Annotated in this window: 18 protein-coding genes; 4 read left to right on the forward strand and 14 right to left on the reverse strand. The window is 39.1% G+C overall.

The window, feature by feature from the left end; all coding sequences use genetic code 11:
- Positions 1–64 precede the first annotated feature (64 nt).
- Positions 65–1,333, forward strand: coding sequence for a cytosine permease (gene codB, locus LG336_RS13625; RefSeq protein WP_404333039.1), 1,269 nt, complete (start codon positions 65–67; stop codon positions 1,331–1,333).
- A gap of 53 nt (positions 1,334–1,386) precedes the next feature.
- Here the strand turns inward: codB and LG336_RS13630 are convergent, their stop codons facing one another.
- Complete coding sequence (locus LG336_RS13630) at positions 1,387–2,043, reverse strand: transcriptional regulator (protein ID WP_404333040.1); 657 nt, start codon at positions 2,041–2,043, stop codon at positions 1,387–1,389.
- A gap of 313 nt (positions 2,044–2,356) precedes the next feature.
- Between LG336_RS13630 and codA the strand changes: the two genes are divergently transcribed.
- Positions 2,357–3,634, forward strand: a complete 1,278-nt coding sequence (codA, locus tag LG336_RS13635) for a cytosine deaminase (protein WP_404333041.1) — start codon at positions 2,357–2,359, stop codon at positions 3,632–3,634.
- Between the two features lie 192 nt (positions 3,635–3,826).
- Here the strand turns inward: codA and LG336_RS13640 are convergent, their stop codons facing one another.
- The 6 genes from LG336_RS13640 to LG336_RS13665 form a co-directional block, all read right to left on the reverse strand.
- Positions 3,827–4,456, reverse strand: coding sequence for a YdhK family protein (locus LG336_RS13640; protein WP_404333042.1), 630 nt, complete (start codon positions 4,454–4,456; stop codon positions 3,827–3,829).
- A gap of 180 nt (positions 4,457–4,636) precedes the next feature.
- Positions 4,637–5,734 carry a YncE family protein gene (locus LG336_RS13645; RefSeq protein ID WP_404333043.1) on the reverse strand — a complete coding sequence of 366 codons (1,098 nt, stop codon included), beginning with the start codon at positions 5,732–5,734 and terminating at the stop codon, positions 4,637–4,639.
- A gap of 341 nt (positions 5,735–6,075) precedes the next feature.
- Entirely contained in the window at positions 6,076–6,792 is a 717-nt protein-coding gene (gene tatC, locus LG336_RS13650; RefSeq protein WP_404333044.1) for a twin-arginine translocase subunit TatC, read from the reverse strand.
- A gap of 69 nt (positions 6,793–6,861) precedes the next feature.
- Complete coding sequence (locus LG336_RS13655) at positions 6,862–7,053, reverse strand: twin-arginine translocase TatA/TatE family subunit (RefSeq protein ID WP_404333045.1); 192 nt, start codon at positions 7,051–7,053, stop codon at positions 6,862–6,864.
- 18 nt (positions 7,054–7,071) lie between these two features.
- On the reverse strand, positions 7,072–7,596 hold the full coding sequence (locus LG336_RS13660; RefSeq protein ID WP_404333046.1) for a Rid family hydrolase: 525 nt from the start codon (positions 7,594–7,596) through the stop codon (positions 7,072–7,074).
- 26 nt (positions 7,597–7,622) lie between these two features.
- Positions 7,623–9,254, reverse strand: coding sequence for a flavin monoamine oxidase family protein (locus LG336_RS13665; protein WP_404333047.1), 1,632 nt, complete (start codon positions 9,252–9,254; stop codon positions 7,623–7,625).
- Positions 9,255–9,699: 445 nt separating this feature from the next.
- Between LG336_RS13665 and LG336_RS13670 the strand changes: the two genes are divergently transcribed.
- Complete coding sequence (locus LG336_RS13670; RefSeq protein WP_404333048.1) at positions 9,700–11,007, forward strand: M14 family zinc carboxypeptidase; 1,308 nt, start codon at positions 9,700–9,702, stop codon at positions 11,005–11,007.
- Positions 11,008–11,146: 139 nt separating this feature from the next.
- Here LG336_RS13670 and LG336_RS13675 read toward each other — a convergent pair whose 3' ends face one another.
- From LG336_RS13675 to LG336_RS13705, 7 genes are all read right to left on the reverse strand, one after another.
- A complete protein-coding gene (locus LG336_RS13675; protein ID WP_404333049.1) occupies positions 11,147–11,827 on the reverse strand; it encodes an LrgB family protein in 681 nt (226 codons plus the stop codon).
- Positions 11,805–12,203, reverse strand: coding sequence for a CidA/LrgA family protein (locus tag LG336_RS13680; RefSeq protein ID WP_404333050.1), 399 nt, complete (start codon positions 12,201–12,203; stop codon positions 11,805–11,807). Before LG336_RS13680 ends, LG336_RS13675 begins: the two co-directional genes overlap by 23 nt.
- 220 nt (positions 12,204–12,423) lie before the next feature.
- Positions 12,424–13,935: a tripartite tricarboxylate transporter permease gene (locus LG336_RS13685; RefSeq protein WP_404333051.1), complete on the reverse strand. Its 1,512-nt coding sequence runs from the start codon at positions 13,933–13,935 to the stop codon at positions 12,424–12,426.
- A 15-nt stretch (positions 13,936–13,950) separates the two neighbouring features.
- Positions 13,951–14,409, reverse strand: coding sequence for a tripartite tricarboxylate transporter TctB family protein (locus LG336_RS13690; RefSeq protein WP_404333052.1), 459 nt, complete (start codon positions 14,407–14,409; stop codon positions 13,951–13,953).
- 83 nt (positions 14,410–14,492) lie between these two features.
- Positions 14,493–15,500 (reverse strand): tripartite tricarboxylate transporter substrate binding protein, encoded by a 1,008-nt coding sequence (locus LG336_RS13695; RefSeq protein WP_404333053.1) that lies wholly within the window; start codon positions 15,498–15,500, stop codon positions 14,493–14,495.
- A 331-nt stretch (positions 15,501–15,831) separates the two neighbouring features.
- Positions 15,832–16,503, reverse strand: a complete 672-nt coding sequence (locus LG336_RS13700) for a response regulator (RefSeq protein WP_404333054.1) — start codon at positions 16,501–16,503, stop codon at positions 15,832–15,834.
- 32 nt (positions 16,504–16,535) lie between these two features.
- A complete protein-coding gene (locus LG336_RS13705; RefSeq protein WP_404333055.1) occupies positions 16,536–18,122 on the reverse strand; it encodes an ATP-binding protein in 1,587 nt (528 codons plus the stop codon).
- Between the two features lie 662 nt (positions 18,123–18,784).
- Between LG336_RS13705 and LG336_RS13710 the strand changes: the two genes are divergently transcribed.
- On the forward strand, positions 18,785–20,239 hold the full coding sequence (locus LG336_RS13710) for a multicopper oxidase family protein (RefSeq protein WP_404333161.1): 1,455 nt from the start codon (positions 18,785–18,787) through the stop codon (positions 20,237–20,239).
- The last annotated feature ends 78 nt before the right edge of the window (positions 20,240–20,317 follow it).

Consider the following 20,317-nt stretch of genomic DNA (forward strand, 5'->3'; position numbering starts at 1 on the left):
AGTTTACCTATAAAACAAACAAATTGATTCGTGACTGTGAAAACAAATAGAGGAGGAAGTTGTAATGGCACAAACTGATAAGGATTATTCATTAACCCCAGTTCCAAAAGATAAACGTAAAGGTTTTATTCCGATGTTTTTCGTCATGTTAGGTTTTACCTTTTTCTCATCCAGTATGGTAGCTGGTGGGACATTAGGACAGGGATTAAACATGAAGCAATTTATCATCACGGTTCTGATTGGTAACTTAATTCTTGGGATCTATGCTAGTTTATTAGGGTTAGTTGGTGCAAAATCGGGCTTGACCACTCACCTGCTAACCAGTCACTCTTTTGGTAAAAAAGGATCTTATCTAACCTCCTTTTTATTAAGTGCCATCCAAGTCGGATGGTTCGGTGTTGGGGTTGCCACCTTTGCCATTATGGTGAACAAAGCCACGGGTATTAACTTAATCCTACTAATCATTATTTCTGGAATTTTAATGACATCAACTGCTTACTGGGGAATGAAAGCTTTAACGATATTAAGTATGGTTGCTGTTCCGGCCATTGCCATCCTCGGAAGTTTTTCTATCTTCCAAGCAACCGATGAAGTGGGTGGATTTGCTTCGTTAATGCAATTAGAACCGTCTGATACCATGACCTATACGCTAGCCCTTTCGATTTGTATTGGTTCGTTTATTGGTGGGGCTACCTTAACAGCAGATTTCACGAGGTTTTCTAAAACTAAATTGAATGGGTTTTTTACTACTTTTATCGCTTACTTTATCGGAAACTCACTCATGTTTGCCTTCGGTATGGTGGGTACACTTGCCTTAGGTTTAGCCGATATCTCCGACGTGATGTTTGCCCAGGGGTTATTGATTCCCGCCATTATCGTTTTAGGTTTAAATATTTGGTCAACGAATGACAATTCCTTATACACCTCTGGTTTAGGGTTCTCACACATTACAAAGCTCCCTAAAAACAAAATTGTTATTTTTAATGGTCTAGTTGGTACCATTCTTTCCCTTGTGGTTTATAACAACTTTATTAGTTGGTTAACCTTGCTCGGCTCTACCATCCCTTCGATTGGGGCTATCATCTTAGCTGATTATTTCTTGCTTCGTAGAAAGAATGGGTATCAAGAAAAAGAAATCAAAAACGTTCATATCAGCGCGATTATTGCCTGGGTGTTCGGTATCATCGCAGCAAACTTGCTCCCAGGGATCCCGCCGGTGAATGCCATCATCACATCGGTTGTCGTCTATTCCATTGCCACTGCCGTTGAATACGGGGTGTTGGCAAGAAAAAAAGAAACAGATCCATCTTATCCTCAAATGGAAAAAATATAAAAAAAGACAAATCCTCTATCCTTGATTGGGTAGAGGATTTGTTTGTTCATTTTCTATTTCCCTCGAATCTCATCTAAATAGTTGTAAATCGTTTGTTTCGAAACTTTCAATGTATCACTAATTCGATCAATCGCTCCGTTGATTAAAAAGACACCTTTTTCATCAACGGAGCGAACAAAAGAGAGTTTATCACTTCGACTCATTTCTTCTATTGGAATCCCCAGTTCTGTGTGGGTATTTTCAATAATGTCCTCAAAAATTTCACCTATATCTTTCGGATAGATTTGAGTCATTGGCTCCAAACTGCTTATATCATTGGTCATCGACAAATCATAAAGCATTTGGGTCGCTGACAGAATCGCGGTAATATCAAAATTGATCCCAATGCAACCAATCACTTTCACACTCTCATCTCTGATGAAGGATAGCGAGGCCTTAATTAGTTTTCCATCCTTTGATCGCGTCGTAAAGCCTAGCATATCTTCGATTTCATTGCCTTGTTTATAAAGTTGTTTTAACATCACGTCCGTCACTGGAGCACCCGGTTTTCTCTCTGTCACATTCCCCTTTACATAAACTAACGAGGATTGATAATTTCTCAAGTCATGAATCATGACTTCACAATTTTTTCCGAAATTGGCTACAATCATATCGGCTATTGGGATATATCTTTCTAACAAAGGATGAATTTCTCTTTCTAAAATAGTCATCAACTCTCCTCTCAATGTCTAACCTACCATGTTTAATTTTTAGGATAACCAACTATTTTTTTGATACATTCAACAAAATAATAAAAAAACCTTTAATAAAGTTAAAATCTAATTTGAGAATTTATAAAAATAGTACGGTAGATTTCCTTACATAATTTAAGTATAGCGGAAAATTTTGATTTATATTGTAACCATGTTAGGGAAAGTTACATGAAATTTAAGTGGATTAGCAGCTAGTTCAAGCTCATCACAGAGATTAGGTTTATTTTTAAAATATAGCCTTTTAAAACTTTTAAAGGAGATGGGATTATAAATGTTACTACAAAATGCAAAGTTATATGGACAAGAAGGAATGTGGGATATACATATAAAGGAAAGTGAAATCTTCAGTATTACACCGGCGCAACAATCAACAGTTACATCGGAAGAAAAGTTCATTGATGTTAACGGAAAAATCGTCCTTCCTCCATTTGTGGAACCTCATATTCATTTGGATTATGTGTTAACAGCGGGAACGCCGAGATGGAATCAATCAGGAACCTTATTTGAAGGAATCCAAATCTGGTCAGAACGAAAAAAAGTGGTGAAAGAAACAAAAGAAGAGATTAAAAATCGCGCTCTAAAAGCACTACAAATGCAAATGAAACACGGTGTTCAGCATGTAAGAACACATGTTGATATCACCGATCCAAGTTTAACAGGATTAGAGGCTTTATTAGAATTAAAGCAAGAAATCAAACCTTATGTAGATGTGCAAATTGTCGCATTCCCACAGGAAGGAATCTATTCTTATCCAAAAGGAGATGAATTATTAGAAGAAGCCTTAAAAATGGGGGCGGATGTCGTCGGTGGTATTCCCCATTATGAATTTACACGAGAAGATGGTGTTCGTTCCGTTCAAAAATCAATTGAGTTAGCTTATCGCTATGGGAAAATGGTTGATATTCATTGTGATGAAATTGACGACGAACAATCACGATTTGTCGAAGTGGTCGCAGCAGAAGCCTATAAATTGGGGATGGGCGAATTAGTGACGGCTAGTCATACAACAGCAATGGGTTCTTATAATGACGCTTATACTTATAAACTCTTCAAGCTGTTAAAGCAATCAAAAATTAACTTTGTTTCCCTTCCTAAAGCCAACTTACATTTACAAGGTAGATTTGATAGCTTTCCAAAACGCCGTGGTTTAACGCGAGTAAAAGAGCTTTTAGAAGCTGATATTAATGTATGTTTTGGATTAGATTCCATCATGGATCCTTGGTATCCGCTAGGTGATGGAAATCTAATGACGGTTGTCGATACAGGATTACATGCATGCCATATGACAGGCTATAACGATATTGTCACTGCATTAAATCTTATTACAACGAATGGCGCAAAAACTTTAAATCTACTAGATACGTATGGAATCAAAGAAGGAAATCCAGCAAACCTAGTGGTCATTGACTCAAATTCGGAATACGATGCCGTGCGGTGCCAAGCCCCTGTCCTCTATTCGATTCGAAACGGAGAAGTACTTGTTGAAACAAAACCGGCAGAAACTAAGATGAATATCCCATTACTTTCAAATGAATTTTCGACCTTATAACCAACGGGACCGTTCACTGTCCTGACTGTTTTTTTAAAATGGTATGGGTGACTTTACTGATGGATAAATTGGAAAAGCTATAAAAAGTTTGGGCTACCTAAATAAACTTAATGCTGGAATGAGCATAGGTAAAGAGCTATCCCTTTATAACTAGGGATAGCTCTTTACCGATCAACTTTAAAATTGAACCCTTTATTCTACAGGAGATAATTCACTTTCAGTTACCCATTTATGATTTGTAACTTTTTCCCCACCAGTTGTTGGAGTAAAATCAATCATATAAACGATTGTTTGTTCAGCTGAATCAATTTCAAGTGTAGCACCTTCCATCCCTTTCATATGAGATGCTTCAGTTTTTATTTCTGTGCCAGGTTCTAGGGGGGCTTCACCTGGGTCGATCAACTCTTCATGAATGACCCATTTATGATTTTCTACTCTTTCTCCGCCATTTGTTGGAGTGTATGAAACAGTATAAACGGTCGTATCATATGCACCTGAAATGGTTGCTTCAGCGCCTTTCATGCCTTCCATGTGGGCGTCTGTGATAATTGCTTTACTTCCAACTGGGTATTTTGGATTCTCAGCTTCTTTTAAGCCTTCTGGTACTTCACCTGAACCGGAATGATCCATCCCAGAGTGATCAGAGCCTTCTTCAGAACCGGAATCATCCATGTTTTCTCCGTTACTTTCCTGACTTGTATTCTCTGTCTTTTCATTGGTTTGTTGCTCTGTTTCATCCGTATCGTTCCCACAAGCCCCTAACACTAAAAACAATGATGTAAGAATGGATAATAAAACTACTTTTCTACATTTTAACTGCATTTCTATAATCCTCCTTTATTGCTTTTAGTATATCCAATAAATTTGCAGATTTTGTGCAATTTCTTCAAATTCAAGGTATAAAAGTTAAAAACCAGTTGGTACGAAAAGTTCAGCTTCCTTAATTGAAACGGCAATTCGAACTTTAGGATTTTAACAACTATTCTTACGAAAACAGCCTTATTAATTCATAATGCTAATCCCATTTGGAATTTTGCCAACCTTAATCGTATCAATCACTTCATTTTGTTCGGTTTCAATCACTGTAACCGTATTTTCAAACATATTGGTTACATAAAGACGTTTACTATCTGAACTTGTTACCACTCCATGAGCACCTTTACCTGTTTCAATTGTAGTGGTTGCTTTTTTAGCAGTTAAATCGACAACCGTCACAGTATTAGACGGATTTTCTTCGGTTCCTTGGTTGGCAATATAAGCATATTGATCATTCTGATCGATATAGACTTGCGCTGGGCCATTGCCAACCTCCACTTTTTCTACTATTCCGGATTCCAAATCTACAATCGCAAGGCTATTCTCTGTATTTAAGGTTGCTACCATCGTCTTGCCATCGGAAGTAACACCTGTGGTCACTGGGTTTGCACCAACTGTAATTCTGCTTTCTTCTTTCATGGTTTCTAGATTTAGTACACTTATTGAATCTTCCCCCATATTGGCAATATAAACCTTTTGACTGTCTGCAGAAATTCTAAACCCATGCGGACCTTTCCCAGTTTCAACCGTATCTATCACAGAAAAGGTGTCTACATCGATGATTGAAACATTATTGTCTTCAGTATTCGTAACTAAAGCATATTTTCCATCTTCAGTGAAAACAAAGTGAGCAGGATGATTCCCAACTTCAACTGTCTTAATGAGTTCATTTGTTTCTATATCAAAAAATAAAGCTTTTCCTTTCTCTGAATGATCGCCGTGGGAATCTTCTCCATGTGAGTCTTCCCCGTGAGGAACAACCGTTACTCCAAGCAGTTTCCCATCTGGAGAAACCTGTACATTGTGGGCTATCCCCTCAACTTCAATGATTTCTACTAGCTCATTTGTCGAAGCATTTACTTTGGAAATACTCCCTCCCTCATCCGCTGTGAAGAAAAATTTAGTGGTTTCGACAGAAGGTGCACTCTCCTTCGGTTGGTTTGTTTGTGTTTCTGCCTGCACCTCTTCTACAGGTGCTTCGCTCTGATTCGTATCTGCTCCACAACCAGCGAGGACAGCCCCAGAAATTATTATTGTCACTAAACCTACTTTTATTTTGTTCATCACGTTTTCCTCCTTTTATCTACTGAATACACCGTTATAATAATCTCTACACCTTATTCGAAATGTGACGTACTTCACATTATTAAAAAAAGCAAGTCGACTTCTAAACGTTTTGTGAAATCCATAGAAACTGCAAACTTTGCTATTAAAATAAGTCAGTTGCAGATGGATTTACTTAAGGGTTTTTGGGGGGGAATAAGCTTGGAGAACGTTTGTTCTATTTTGTGAAAATAATATGTGGAGGTTCTTCTATGTGTCTAATTGGTATAAAGAAAAGACTCCTACCTCAACCGGAACAAAATAAAAAGGCAATGATTAAATCAATCGTTGCCTTGGTTACTTTAGTTTGTGATGACAATTTTTTGCTTCTTTCTATACACCATTTTAGATAGCGTGATACCAAGTTCGTAGAGAAGAGCAAGTGGAATCGCCATGAGAACAGCGGATATCAAATCGGGAGGAGTAACCAAAGTGGACAGAATCGTTAATAAAAAATAGGCGACTTTTCTCGCTTTTGTAAGCTGAACCGGATTAATGATTCCAATCCGAGTTAGAAACATCACAACAATGGGAAGTTCAAAAAGAAAACCGATTGGGAGCGTAAGGTTCATTAAAAAGCGGAAGTATTTTTCTGCTGTAAACATCGTGTTCATTTGATCTCCAGCAAGACTAGTTAGGAAAGTAAGAACATTTGGGAATAAAATATAAAAGCCGAACAAGACTCCTACTACAAAGGAAAAAAGAAGCGCCGGAAGATAAAGCAAAAAGCCCTTTCTTTCCTCTTCGCTTAATGCGGGAGAGATAAATCTCCAAAAATGAAACAATGCAATTGGAAATGTGCCGACTAAGGCAAAGGTTCCAGCAAGGACAAAGTAAACCCAAAGAATATCTGTAGGACCAAGAACCGTCAGTTTTACATTCGACAAATCGACTAACCACTTGTAAATATGCTCAACAATTGAGAAAGCAGCCACGAAAAACGTAAAAAATAGAACCAAAACAATCAATAACCGATTTCTGAATTCAGTAGCGTGTTCAAGCATCCTCATTTCCATCATACAATCACTTCCTTTTAAAAATAAGGAGATGTAAACCATAGCGGTCTACATCCCCCCTCCCTTACCCTCCTATGAATTTTCTACCTCTTTCGTCTTTTGTTCCTCCGAGTCACCAGATACAAGTTCTCGTGTTGAATTTTTGAATTCTGTTAATGTTCGACCAAACGCTCGACCAATTTCCGGAAGCTTAGATGGACCAAAGATTACCAATGCAATGACAAGGATTAAAATTAATCCTGGAACTCCTATGTTCTGTAACACGTTTCATCACTCCAATCCTTATTTATAAGCAACAAAAGCTTCAATCTCAATCAACCATTCCGGATTCACAAGGCTATCTACACCGACCGTAGAACGGGCCGTTTTTACTGGATTTTCATTTGTATTAAAGTATTTTCCATAGGCGTTAAAAAAGCCGGTATAGTCAGGTTTATCTCCTTTCGCTGGGTCGGAGACCACATACACCCGAAGGTAGACAACATCCTCGAGTGAAAGACCTTTTGCTTCGAGTTGAGATTTCATATTTTCAAAGATTCCCTCCGCCTGCTTCTGCGTATCGCCATATTTCTCGTAAATGGTACTTCCTTTTGAATTTAGCGTAGGCGGTACAGTTCCACTTATCCATAGCTGGTTGTATTGTTTGGGGATGGATACTGAGCTAGAAATCGAAGACGCAGGACTCCCGAAAAACGCAACCTCATTCGTTTTTAAATCTTGTTTTTCAGAGCCAGCAAATGCATAAGCACCGACAAATAAGCTTGTCCCAAACACAACTGAGGCAACCACCGATTTTGCTTTTCTCATACAACACTCTCCTTTATAGTAATATATCAACTAACTTTTGCTGGTTTATTGCTGTCCTTCATGGTTCGTTCATGAATCTCACTGACGGCAACACGCGCTGATTCAAATGCGCCTGACATCCAACCGGTCATGTAGCTCAGGTGCTCTCCCGCTAAATAGATGCGCCCTTGCGGCTGATTTAAAATTGGATAATAGTTTTGACGGTCAGACGCAGAATACGATGCCCAGCCCCCTTCGTTATAGTTAATTTTGTGCCAAGCAACAGAGAAGGAATGTTCCATCTCTTTGGTATACTGCGGGTGAATTTTCGTTCCCTGTGCTAAAGCCGCTGCTTCCCGTTGTTTCAGCGACATGTCTCCATATTTAACGGCATCCTGGCCAAAGTTGTAATAACCAATGACAACACCCTTTTGGGATAAGTACCCGTATGATGGATACCAAATTTGATTAATATCCATATTGGTTGTTGTCATCCCGCCTATGATTCGGTCCTCTGTCTCCCAGAACCGGTTTTTAAATTGGAACCCAATTTTCCCTGTTTGCGCATAATTAATTTTATTGATTGCAGTTTTCATATCTGGGGTAAAATCAGCAGGAATGTTTTTAAGGACAGATAATGGAATGGTACAAATGCAATAGTCACCAGTGACTTCTTTTACTGGGCCCTTTCCTTTTCCATTTTTATAAACAATTCGAACACCATCTGTTGTTTGACGGATTTCTTGTACCTCCACACCAAAGGTAATTTTCCCTGGAAGCTTTGCTGCCAATGCTTTAGGAATGGCATCCATCCCGCCCACAGGCTGGAACACCAACATCTGCTGATCAAAGGAGTATTCGGAGCTGAAGTTATTCATCATGCCTGATTGAAGGATTTGGCTGAATGGATAAGGGGTCCCCACTGTTCCTGGTTTCAAGCCTGCCCCTGGAAGGTCATTTTCTACATAACCGCGATAGCTTGTCCCGGTATATTTTCCGTTCGTTAACGAACCATCACGCGTTAAGAAGGCCATTAATTTTTCTATATCTTCCGAACTGAGGGATTGGTCTAAGGCTGAGGGGGGTGCTTTTGATAACAATTCGGCGACATATCCACGAGTGTCTGCTTTAATCTCTCTTTTTCTGATCTTTTTGCCAGATAATGGACCTGCATTCTCATGATAATAGTAGGCAGCGTCATTTACATTCGTAAAAACTTCTAGTTCAACCCCAAGTTCGCGGCAATAATCTATGGTTACATGATGTTGCGGAATTCGCGCGGGACCTGCATTCATGTATTGACCTTTGTCAAACCTCGCTACTTGCTTGACGCCGCCAATTTCCGTTTCTTCTGTTCCATTTCGAACGGTCCAGTTTCGACCGCCAACACGATCGCGAGCCTCTAGTAAGACGCAGTCATAGCCTGCTTTCCCTAGTTCATAGGCCGAAGCTAAACCGGCTATGCCCGCTCCAATGATGATTACTTTCTTGCCTGTTTTATTGGCCATCACCAAATCGCTTTTCTTTGGAGCATGAAATTCCGCCGCACTGGCAAACATAGAGGATCCTAGTAATCCTAGCGAATCCATTGCTCCATAAACCGCAATCGCTCCACCTACCTTTCCTACTTGATTCAAAAAGTCCCTTCTACTAATTGTTTTCTCTGGTTTGCTTGCCATCAGCCTCAACTCCTTCAAATTCTTCCTACAAGACAAAGAATATAATAGAGTCTTAGATTAAACTATAAACTTGGAAGTGTATCTGACATGGATTTTCAGGGACACAGGGACAGGTTCATTGGCCAGTTCCCAATATTCCTATCTGCCTATTTTTACTATCTATTCTTTTAAGCGATAAAGATGAGGCTCTATTACTTCAAATTCCTTTATGAACGACTAGGCCCAACGAAATAGAGGAATACACCTACTTATCGTTCAAATCTACTAGTTACCACTACTATTGACATATTGATAGATAACAGAAAATGAGGGATTTATTACCATTTTTACCGGTTATTAAAATTTTCTGTTAATTATTTGTTCTAGCGCTGTTAAAATCTTAGTTAACACAAGATTTCTACTATTCATTAATAGTAAATACCAATTTTAGAAAGAAGGTTTTAACATGAAAAAAATATCAAAAGTGGTGATCCCAACTGCAATGGCATTATCGATGGTCCTATCGTCGACTGCCTTAGCTAACCCTCAATCAAACCCAAATGGGCCGTACATCGAAAATGAGCAAAATATTTCCTTATCTAGCTATTTGTCAAATGAGGATTTAGCCAAGACACTCACAAAGCTAGAGGCGTCTTCTAAAGGGAAAATGAAATTAGAGGTTGTAGGGTATTCTAATCATACTTTAGATGGGTATAAGACAGATGTGGATAAAGGAGATCCTCTTTATCTCGTAAAATTTGGGGATGCTGATCCAAACAAAAAGAGAGTGTTAATCACTACACAAATTCATGGCAATGAGCAACTTGGAACTGAAGCAGCTATTGATATTATCCAAAAGCTTTCGAGTGGTGGAAAAGAAGTAGATGAAATTCTTGATAAAGTATCCATTTGGATCATGCCAAGGATTAATCCAGAAGGGTCAGATAACCAGTATGAAGGCAAATGGTACCCTACCCGATATACGCACCAAGCATGGCTTCCAGAGAATATTGACTTGCCTGCTGGTACATTAGCTCCGTGGTACTATAACGCAGATGGCAGTGAGCGCGCTCAAAATAATAATGGCCGTATTGTGTACGGCATCCCTGGTTACGACCAAAACAGAGACTACAATCCAAACCTAGATTTCAGGGTGGAAAATGAAGATAAGGAAGAAATAGCAAAATTCCTAAATAGTAGAACTACCAATAACAGCAATTACGGTGGCTTCTATGTAACAGCCGAAGCAAGAACTGTGACTGGCGTGTTCAAAGAATTTAAACCTGATGTATTTGTCGATGTCCACCATCGCGGATTTAACACAGTATCGGATGAAGATAATCGATCTGTACCTGTTCAATTTGCTGCAGTCGTTGCTGATCCTTACACAGATCCATTTACAGGTGATAAATATGAAGTGGATGAGGATGTATTAAAACTTGGTAAACAAGTCAATGCCCTTTCTGCTCAAGCTCTACAAAGAGGGAACTCCCATTTTGGAGCTATTCAAAAATATCCTGATGTCAACCTTCCTGGTACAGCTCTAGGAGCATTTGCCTTAAATGATTCAGCGATCATGTTGATTGAGATTAAAGGACAAAGCCAAACCCTTGGACAAAAACAAGCCGGAATGTTGAAAGAAACAGTAAAGGTTCCATTATATGAGGTATTTAAAGGCTTAGCGGACGGATCCATTCACGACGTAGACCCTGCCCTTTATGATGCAATCCCAGAGTCTACAAACAGAATATCCGATCCTACGACAAGGGATTAGGGACACAGGGACAGGTTCACTGTCCCGGTCCCAGTCTAGTAGACTACTTCCCAACAAAAATCCCACTTTCCAAAATAGAAAGTGGGATTTTTGCATATATGTGTATCCATCAAACCTCGGAGTATCCTCTGTCTTCCCCTTACAAAAACCGATATAACACCGCAAGAATAACTGGTGTGATGATAGCGGCTGTGCCCATTGCCACGCTTGAGACTCCGCCTTGGATTGGTCCTTCCCCCATTATTTGACTAGTACCAATCGCGTGAGAAACGGTTCCGATACTAAGCCCCCGCGAAAATGGATCTGAGATGTTCATCATGGTTAATAGAATGGGTCCAAATATTGCGCCAAATAGGCCAGAGGCAACAACTAAAGCAGCGGTTAGTGTAGTGTCACCGCCAAGCATCTGAACCGTCTCAATCGCAACGGGGGTCGTTACAGCCTTTACCGCAGAAGCGGCTTGTAAACTTTCAGACAAATGTAATGCCTTGGCTAACCATATAGCAGAAACAATGGTTGACAGTGTACCGATAAACAGTCCAAGGATAGCAGGCATTAATTTTTCCTTGATAATTTCTCTATTTTTATACAAAGGAACGGCAAGAGCAACGGTGGCAGGACCAAGCAAAGAGGTAATCCAGTCTTTCGCCTGTGCGTATTCATCAAAACTTATACCCGAAAAACGAAGAATGCAAATGATGATAATCGTTGTGGTCAAAATCGGGATTGTGAACGGAGATGGGACACGATGCGCAAATTTTCTTGCCCCCATATACACAACAATGGTTAATAAGATACTAATGAGAGTGAGACTGTTCATGATAGCGTTCTTCCTTTTGTACTTTCTTCCTTGCTAATAATTGGGTTAAGCCCCCTGTGACAAATAATCCGATCATGCTACTAACAGCAATCACCACGATTAATTGAATTCCACTCGTTTGGATCAATCCACCGTAATCCATTAAACCGACCGCAATAGGAATAAAAAACAAAGAGAGATGTTTCAACAAAAATGATGCAGCGACCTCAATATACTTCAACTTAACGATTCCATTACTCATTAAAAGATATAAAAGAATCATCCCCAAGACACTAGCAGGTACAGGAAGCTCTAGGAAGCTCACAATATAGTTTGAAACTTGATAGATGGCAATAAGAAAAAACAACTGAGCGAAAAAAATCAAAGCATGTTTCATAAGATCATTCCTTTCGAGAACCAAAATAAAATTATATCAGGAAAGGAAGAACAGGTCTAGGGACAAAGGGACAGTTCACTGTCTCAGTCTAGTGGACTGAGACCAAAATAAAAATCCCACTTTCCAAAAATAGAAAGTGGGATTTTTATAGGTAGATTCTTATTTCGTAACAGCGACTTCCTCTCCCTGATAAATCCGAAACGCCGGTATAATGCCCGAACTATGCATTCTTGTCGATTCCCTTATCCACTTTTACTTTTCCCTTTTTGGTGAACAGAGGTATTAAAAGAGTAATCGCACTTATGATAATAAGAGTTAATGCAATCGGTTTATCTAAGAAGATACCAAAACTTCCATTGGAAATGGTTAATGTTTGTCGCAATGCTTGTTCCATCATTCCTCCAAGGATAAATGCAAGGATGAACGGGGCTGGAGGAAATGAAAACATTCTCATTAGAAACCCGAGGATTCCAAATGCGACCAATAGATACAAATCCAATATGTTAAAACTAATCGCATAAACCCCAATTAAACTAAAGATGATGACCAGTGAGATTAGTAAAGGTCTTGGGATTCTTAACACTTTTGCGATATATGGAATTAACGGTAAGTTTAAAATTAATAAAAAGATATTGCCGACATACATACTGGCAATGATTCCCCAGAAAATTTCTGGTCGGTCTTGAATTAATAATGGACCTGGCTGGACACCTAAAACCAAGAAAGCACCTAATAAGACAGCGGTCGTTCCTGAACCCGGAATCCCTAAACTAAGCAGTGGTACAAAGGCTCCGCTAGTCGCTGCATTATTCGCAGTTTCAGGAGCAGCTAATCCTTTTATGGAGCCCTTCCCAAACTCTTCTGGATTTTTGGCTAGTTTCTTTTCCGTGATATAAGCGATAAAAGAGGCAATCGTGGCCCCAGCGCCCGGCAAGACACCAATGATAAATCCTAAAAAGGACTGTCTAGTCATCGGCCCGCTCATTTCCTTCATATCCTGCCTAGTTAAACGTAAACTACCTAAATCCTTATTATTATTCATGCTATCGTCTTTTCGATTCAAAATGAGCGTGCAAACTTCAGCTAAAGCAAATAAACCAAGTGCAATCACTAAAAAGTCAATTCCCTCTAGCAAGTTAGCATTCCCAAACGTAAACCTACTCGTTCCTGTTTGGCTATCAATCCCGATTGTTACAACAATAAATCCTAGCGTCGCCGAGATAAATGCTTTTATTGTTGAACCGTCCGATAAACTTGAAATGGCCGTTAGACCCATAAACATTAATGCGAAGTATTCAGCTGGTCCAAATGAAACGGCCACTGCCGATAAGACAGGAGTAAAGAGCATTAATAGAATAACACTGACTGTACCGCCTGTGAACGAAGCGATTGCCGCGATGGCTAGCGCTTTTCCTGCTTTCCCTTGCTGCGCCATCGGATAGCCATCAAATGCCGTCGCAACTGTTCCAGCTACACCAGGGGCATTTAGAAGAATTGAAGAACTAGAGCCACCAAATATAGCCCCATAATAAACACCTGCCATCATTACTAAAGCAACGGTTGGATCCATGGTGTAGGTAATGGGTATCATAATCGCAATGGCACTAATCGGACCTAAACCAGGCATCATCCCAATAAAAGTACCAACAAATACACCTATAAATATAAACAGGATTCCTTGCAAGCTAAATGCGACCTGAAATCCCGACATTAATCCTTGAAATGCTTCCATTCTCTTCCCTCCCTATTAAAATGGAATAATTCCTGATGGTAGATTGATTCTTAGTAAATAATTAAATAGAGCATAGATTGCAAAAGAGAAAACAATGGAAACAATTCCATTAGTGATATGCTTTTTATAACCTAGGAATAAGGAACAACCAAAAATAAATATGGATGTCATGAGTAAAAACCCTAATATTTCAAGAAAGGAAATATAGATTAAAATAAAACCAAATACAGCACCTAACACCAATAGATTCTTCTTAGAAATTTTTCTTTTTTGCTTTTCTGCCTCTGATTCAACGGTTTTATCAAGAAATAAAAGTATAGCTAAAAACAATAAAAGATAACCAAGACCAATTGGAACTACATCGGCATCGATGATTGCGTTTGGGTATTTCGGTAAGTTATAGCTTAAAAACAGATAAATTCCTGCTATAACTGCTAGTATAAGAGCAATTTTTTGATTGATCCTTTTCAGCATTTTATTTCACCTCTTATTAATAGAATGAAAGATAGAACATGTTATTGTTCTATCTTTCGTTTCTGCTTATATTTCAATAGAACCTATCGAGCTAGCCCTAATTCATCAAGGAGCGCTTTCATGCTTTCAGCTTCTTGATTTAAGAATTCAGCATACTCTTCACTATTCATATAAAGCTCTCCCCAGCCATATTTTTTGCGGATTTCGTCCCATGCTGGTGACTCACTTAACTCTTGAAACTTTTCTTCATAGTATTTTACGGCAGCAGAATCCATATCGGCAGGGCCAAAGAAACCTCTCCAGTTTACGAACGTTTCATCAATTCCTTGTTCCTTAGCTGTTGGGAAGTCTTCTAAAACCTCTCCTTCTAATCTCTCTTCGGAAGTAATCCCAAGGACTTTTATTTTGCCTGCTTTAACTTGTTCAATTGTTTCAGCTACTCCAGTTGTATAAACATCTACACTTCCGTTTAGAACAGCTGTTAATCCGCCTGCATCTGGATCGGAAATATACTTAATCTTTGTTACATCTACACCTGCTGCTTTCGCAATCTTTACAAATTGCATATGGTCCATGCTTCCAGGAGATGAAGTACCAATGACACTCACACTAGCTGGATCCTTTTTCATGTCTTCAAATAACTCGTTTAAGTTATTCCATTTTGCATCCGCTTTGACCACGAATGCACCGTAATCAGCAATCACATTAGCAAGTGGCGTAAAGTCTTCGTGGCTATATTCAGACTGACCATTCAATGGAACCAATACTAATGGTGGTGAAGCAACAAATAAATGATATGGACTTTCCTTTTTACCAGCGATATAAGCCCAACCAATGGCTCCTCCTCCACCAGCTTTATTTACTACTGGTAAGCGTTGGTCAATGATTTTTTCCTGTTCAAATACCTGTGATACCATACGTGCTGTTGTATCCCATCCGCCACCCGGACCTGCAGGTGCTGTAATTTCAATTGGTTGGGTTGGTGTCCATTCTCCGTTTTCGTTTGTCTCTCCTCCACTAGATGACTGGCTTGAGCATCCAACTGCTAAAAGGAGCATTAATATTGAAGCAATGCCAAATCTTTTTTTCATTTTGTTTCCCCCTTTGTTTACTTATCACTTGTCCATATATTCAAAATAAATGAAAATTACGAAAATGTAACCGTTTACAATTTAAATACTATAGAAAACTTTCTGTTTATTTTGTTCATTTTGTTCACAACTTTGACACAAACCAGCCTATCTAAATACAAAGCCAAAAAAAACACCCTCTAGGTTAAAGAGGATGCTTCTGTTACGTTGCCTTCTTCCAGTTAAACTCATTTATTGCTTTCCGCTACAGGTGTTAGCCTCCGTGGGCGTCCCTTCTGTTCCAGCAACTTTTTTAGTTAAGTGCACCAATTTACTTAATATAGCCATTAAGTCAAATTAAATAATATTTCCGCTCTGGTCTGCCTACAATCCCATACTCGAGCTCCGCTTTTGCCTTTCCAACTGAAATTAAATACTCTAGATACCTTCTTGCGGTCGTTCTGGAGGCACCTAAATACTCACTTAAATCCTCTGCATTTATCCCATGCTCAAGGGATTCTAACGTTTCTTCCACTTTTGAAAGTGTCAAAGGGTCAATCCCCTTTGGGAGTAAAACTGAGTTCGATTTCGTTGGACTACTAGCAAAAATCTGATCAATTGCAGATTGATTGAACTCATCATTTGATTCAAACAATTGCCTCCGATTTACTACCTTATTTAAAGCCAGTTTGAACCGATTAAACGTAACTGGTTTAACGATATAATCTAGAACCCCATTCCGAATCGACGATTCTACCACAGCCCCTTCTGTGGATGCCGTAATGAAAATAATATCAAGTTTAGGGTGATTCCTCCTTAGCTCAGGAAGAAGTAAAGTCCCACTTTGGTCCGGTAGGTAGTTATCTAGTAACAAAACATCTACCATTTCGTTTTCTAGAAGACGAAACGTTTCTCGGGCATTTAGCGCTTTCCCAACAACCTTGAATCCACCCAATTTTTCTAAAAATTGCTCATGAATCGAAGCAACGCGAAAATCGTCCTCTGCAATCGCTACATTTATCATATCCAATCCCCTCTCTATAAAATGCTATATACCTAGATTGTTTTTGGCAGATAGATGGATATAATGGTCCCATCCCCACTTTTAGACTGCACTTCAATAGAGCCATTCAGATTATTTACAACCTGGTTCACAATGGCTAAACCATAACCTCGATCCTTTCCTTCCTTCGTGGAGTAACCGATTTCAAAGATCTTATCTGTTTCCTGTTCTGAAACTCCATGACCGTTATCATCTACTTCAATAATCAGATCGTCTCCAACATCAATCGCAAAGAAAGTCACCCTGCCCTCTTTTTTTCCTTCAATTGCATCAAATGCATTATCAATTAGGTTTCCGATAATAGACGTGATATCCGCAAAGGATAAATGGCTTGGAAGTTCATTGATGCTACAATTATCATCTATGATAAACTGAATTTTTTTCTCTGAAGCCTTTCCTAGTTTCCCTAGGAGTAAGGCCTGAATTTTAGGATCATGGATTTGCTCAAAAATAATCTTATTTTGACTCTCATGTGCGGAAGATTCCGCTTGAATCATCTCAATCGCTTCATCATACTTCCCCAGTTGTAATAAACCGGAAAGGACATATAATTTGTTTGAAAATTCATGGGTCTGCGCTCGTAAATCCTCCGAATATCTTCGTACTTCAGACAGGGTTTCTAGCATCTTATTAATCTCTGTCTTATCTCGAAAGGTTGAAACGGCTCCAATCACCTGGTCATTTTCAATAATAGGAGTTTGATTTAAAATGATACTTTTGTTACTTAATGTGATTTCATGGTCGCGGTCTGGACTTCCTGTTTCTAATACTTTGTATACCTCGGTATTGGGAAGAATGGTTTCAATTTTTTTATGAACAACATCCTCCTCCACATTTAACAGATTTTTAGCGGATTGGTTAATCATCGTTATATAACCATGTTTATCTACTGAGATGATTCCTTCCTTTATGGAGTAAAGAATTGCATTCCTTTCTAAAAATAATGAAGTCACTTCATGTGGCTCTAATCCTAAAGTGGTCTTACGGATATTTCTAGCAAGGAAATAACTTGCAAACACGCCAATGACCACAACAAAAAACGCAATAATCCCTATTTCTCCCCAACGTTTGATGGCATTTTCCTTTAAATCTGATTTTAAATATCCTACAGAGACAACCCCAATGATCCTACCGTCCTCGTTTATAATAGGGCCTTTCCCTCTAATCGACATACCGAGCGAACCCTGTGCTTTAGAAACATAAAATTGTCCCTGTAACGCCCTGGTGTTATCTCCACCAACCATATGTAAGCCAATTTTTTTGGGGTCGGGATGGGCATATCGAACTCCATCCGTATTTCCTATGACGATGAATTCTGCGCCCGTCTGCTTTCTAATATTCTCCATGATGGGTTGTAACGTTTGAGATGGGTCTTGTTCCTCAAATGCATGCCTAACAGATGGCATTGATGAAACCGCAATCGCCAACTGCAGAGCTTGATTGCCCATTTGTTTTTCTACTTGCCTATATTCAATGACAATCGAAATGGTTGTGAATATTAAAATAATAAATAACGCGTTTAAAATATTTGAGCCAATGATCTTGGTTTCTAGTGACATTGGAAGTTTATTTAATTTCATGATCCACCTCATATTCGATCAGTCCTGATGTCCTAGTCTTTCTATTATTCTAGTCATTTTTCGTGCTTTTGTCACTAGGGGACGGTCTCCTACTTCCTACAGGCTATTTTTATTTATGATGAAAAAAAACGGGTCATTCAATAAGAAATTCTTGTTCCAGTTAAATCAATCAGGGCCTTTTCCCTGTTCGGATCTTTAACAAGATGGACTTCACCATATTGGACATTCTTCTGCGAAATAAACTCTTGCGCTGCTTGGCGGTCCTGTCAGGAAGGCCTTGTGAAGAGAGTAAGGGTGGATTTCATCTAATTATTTGTGCGATTCCTAAAAAACCTCACCGGACTGGACTGAGGCTTTCCAAAATAATAGCCTTGAACTTGTTTAATGTTTTGTTCGACAATGCAATGAAAACTACGGATAAGATGACGATCATATATAGAGCGCAAAATGATGCATACAAAAATTTTTCCTATAAAGTAATACGAAATGGTGGAAATCCATTAAAAATGCATATTTTTAAGGTAGATTGGAATTAAATAAGCTTTGAGGTTAGCTATGTCGATCTAAATACCTATATAGGTATCTAGGTTCGCACGAATTATGGAAGGTCGCTATACGAATAATTAGCCACTTTCTACATTTAAAGGGAGAGAGGAAGAATGATGAGAAAAGGAATAGGTCTAGCGCTAGCTTTAGTAGCTATCACTGTCGTTAGCCTAACTTTATTTATAAGTAACATGGGAATGGATCCTATAAACCATACTGAAAATGAATCGGAGGCGATCACGCCAAGTGAAAAACCTTTACCGATTCCCCCACTGCTAGAGGATAAGAATCCAAATCCAGATGAAGCTGAATTTCACCTGACTGCACAGAGTTCAACAAGTGAATTTTTACCTGGGCAAGTAACAGATACACTAGGGTATAACGGAAGTTACCTCGGACCTGTTATTCGAGTTAAGAAAAACGAAAAGGTCACCGTCAAAGTAAAAAATGAACTCGCTGAAGCAACCACTGTCCATTGGCATGGCCTTGAAGTGGATGGAGAACGAGATGGTGGACCACATACAGGAATTCTTCCAGGTGAAACGTGGGAGCCAAATTTTACGATAAACCAGCCAGCTGCAACCCTTTGGTATCATCCTCACCTCCTTCATAAAACGGGAGAACAAGTATACAAAGGTCTTGCCGGTTTATTTTATATCGATGATGAAGTATCGGAAAACATGCCTATTCCAAAAGAGTATGGAGTAAACGATTTCCCATTAGTGATTCAAGATAAAAATTTGAGTTCTAATGGGAAAGTCGAGTACGATTTAAGCATGCACGATGTCATGATGGGACTTCAAGGAAATACAGTTCTAGTAAATGGAGCCATAAATCCCTATTTAGAAGTACCTAAAGGAAAGGTGCGTCTTCGTTTATTAAACGGTTCAAATGCTAGAATTTATCAGTTCAGCTTGAGCAATAGTCAAGGTTTTGTTCAAATTGCTAGTGATGGCGGCTTCCTTGAAAAACCTGTTGAGATGTCAAATATTGTTTTAAGTTCAGCTGAGCGAGCGGAAATCATTGTTGATTTTTCAGATTATCAACTAGGTGAAAGGATTACTTTAACAGACCAGGTTACTGGAGCAAAACTAATGGAGTTTGTCGTATCAACCGAAGCGAAAGAAACATTCAACATCCCTGAAAAATTAACAGATATCCAAAAAATTGACCCGTCAAGCGCCGTCAGGACAAGAGAATTTGTTATGCAAGGGATGGGACCCAATGTCAATATTAACGGGAAGCAAATGGCAATGGATCGAATTGATGAGCATTTAAATGTTCATGACACCGAAATATGGGAAATCTCGAACGAGAACTCCGGAATGGGCGGAATGATGGGTGGCATGGCACATCCATTCCATGCGCATGGTGTCCAATTTCAAATTTTAGATCGAAACGGAAATCCCCCACCCGCTAACGAGACTGGCTGGAAGGATACCATTCTGATTTATCCAGATGAAACCGTTCGAGTCATTGCTACCTTTAACCATAAAGGGATCTTTATGTATCATTGCCATATACTTGAACATGAAGATGCCGGGATGATGGGACAGTTCGAGGTTAAATAATTTGGGATTTTTATATAAACTGGGTCGTTCAATAACTTTGACCCGGTTTTTTGATTTTATACAAAGGTTGTCATATTA

The organism is Mesobacillus maritimus, assembly GCF_044803185.1.
In the GTDB taxonomy this organism is placed as follows: Bacteria; Bacillota; Bacilli; order Bacillales; family Cytobacillaceae; genus Mesobacillus_B; species Mesobacillus_B maritimus_B.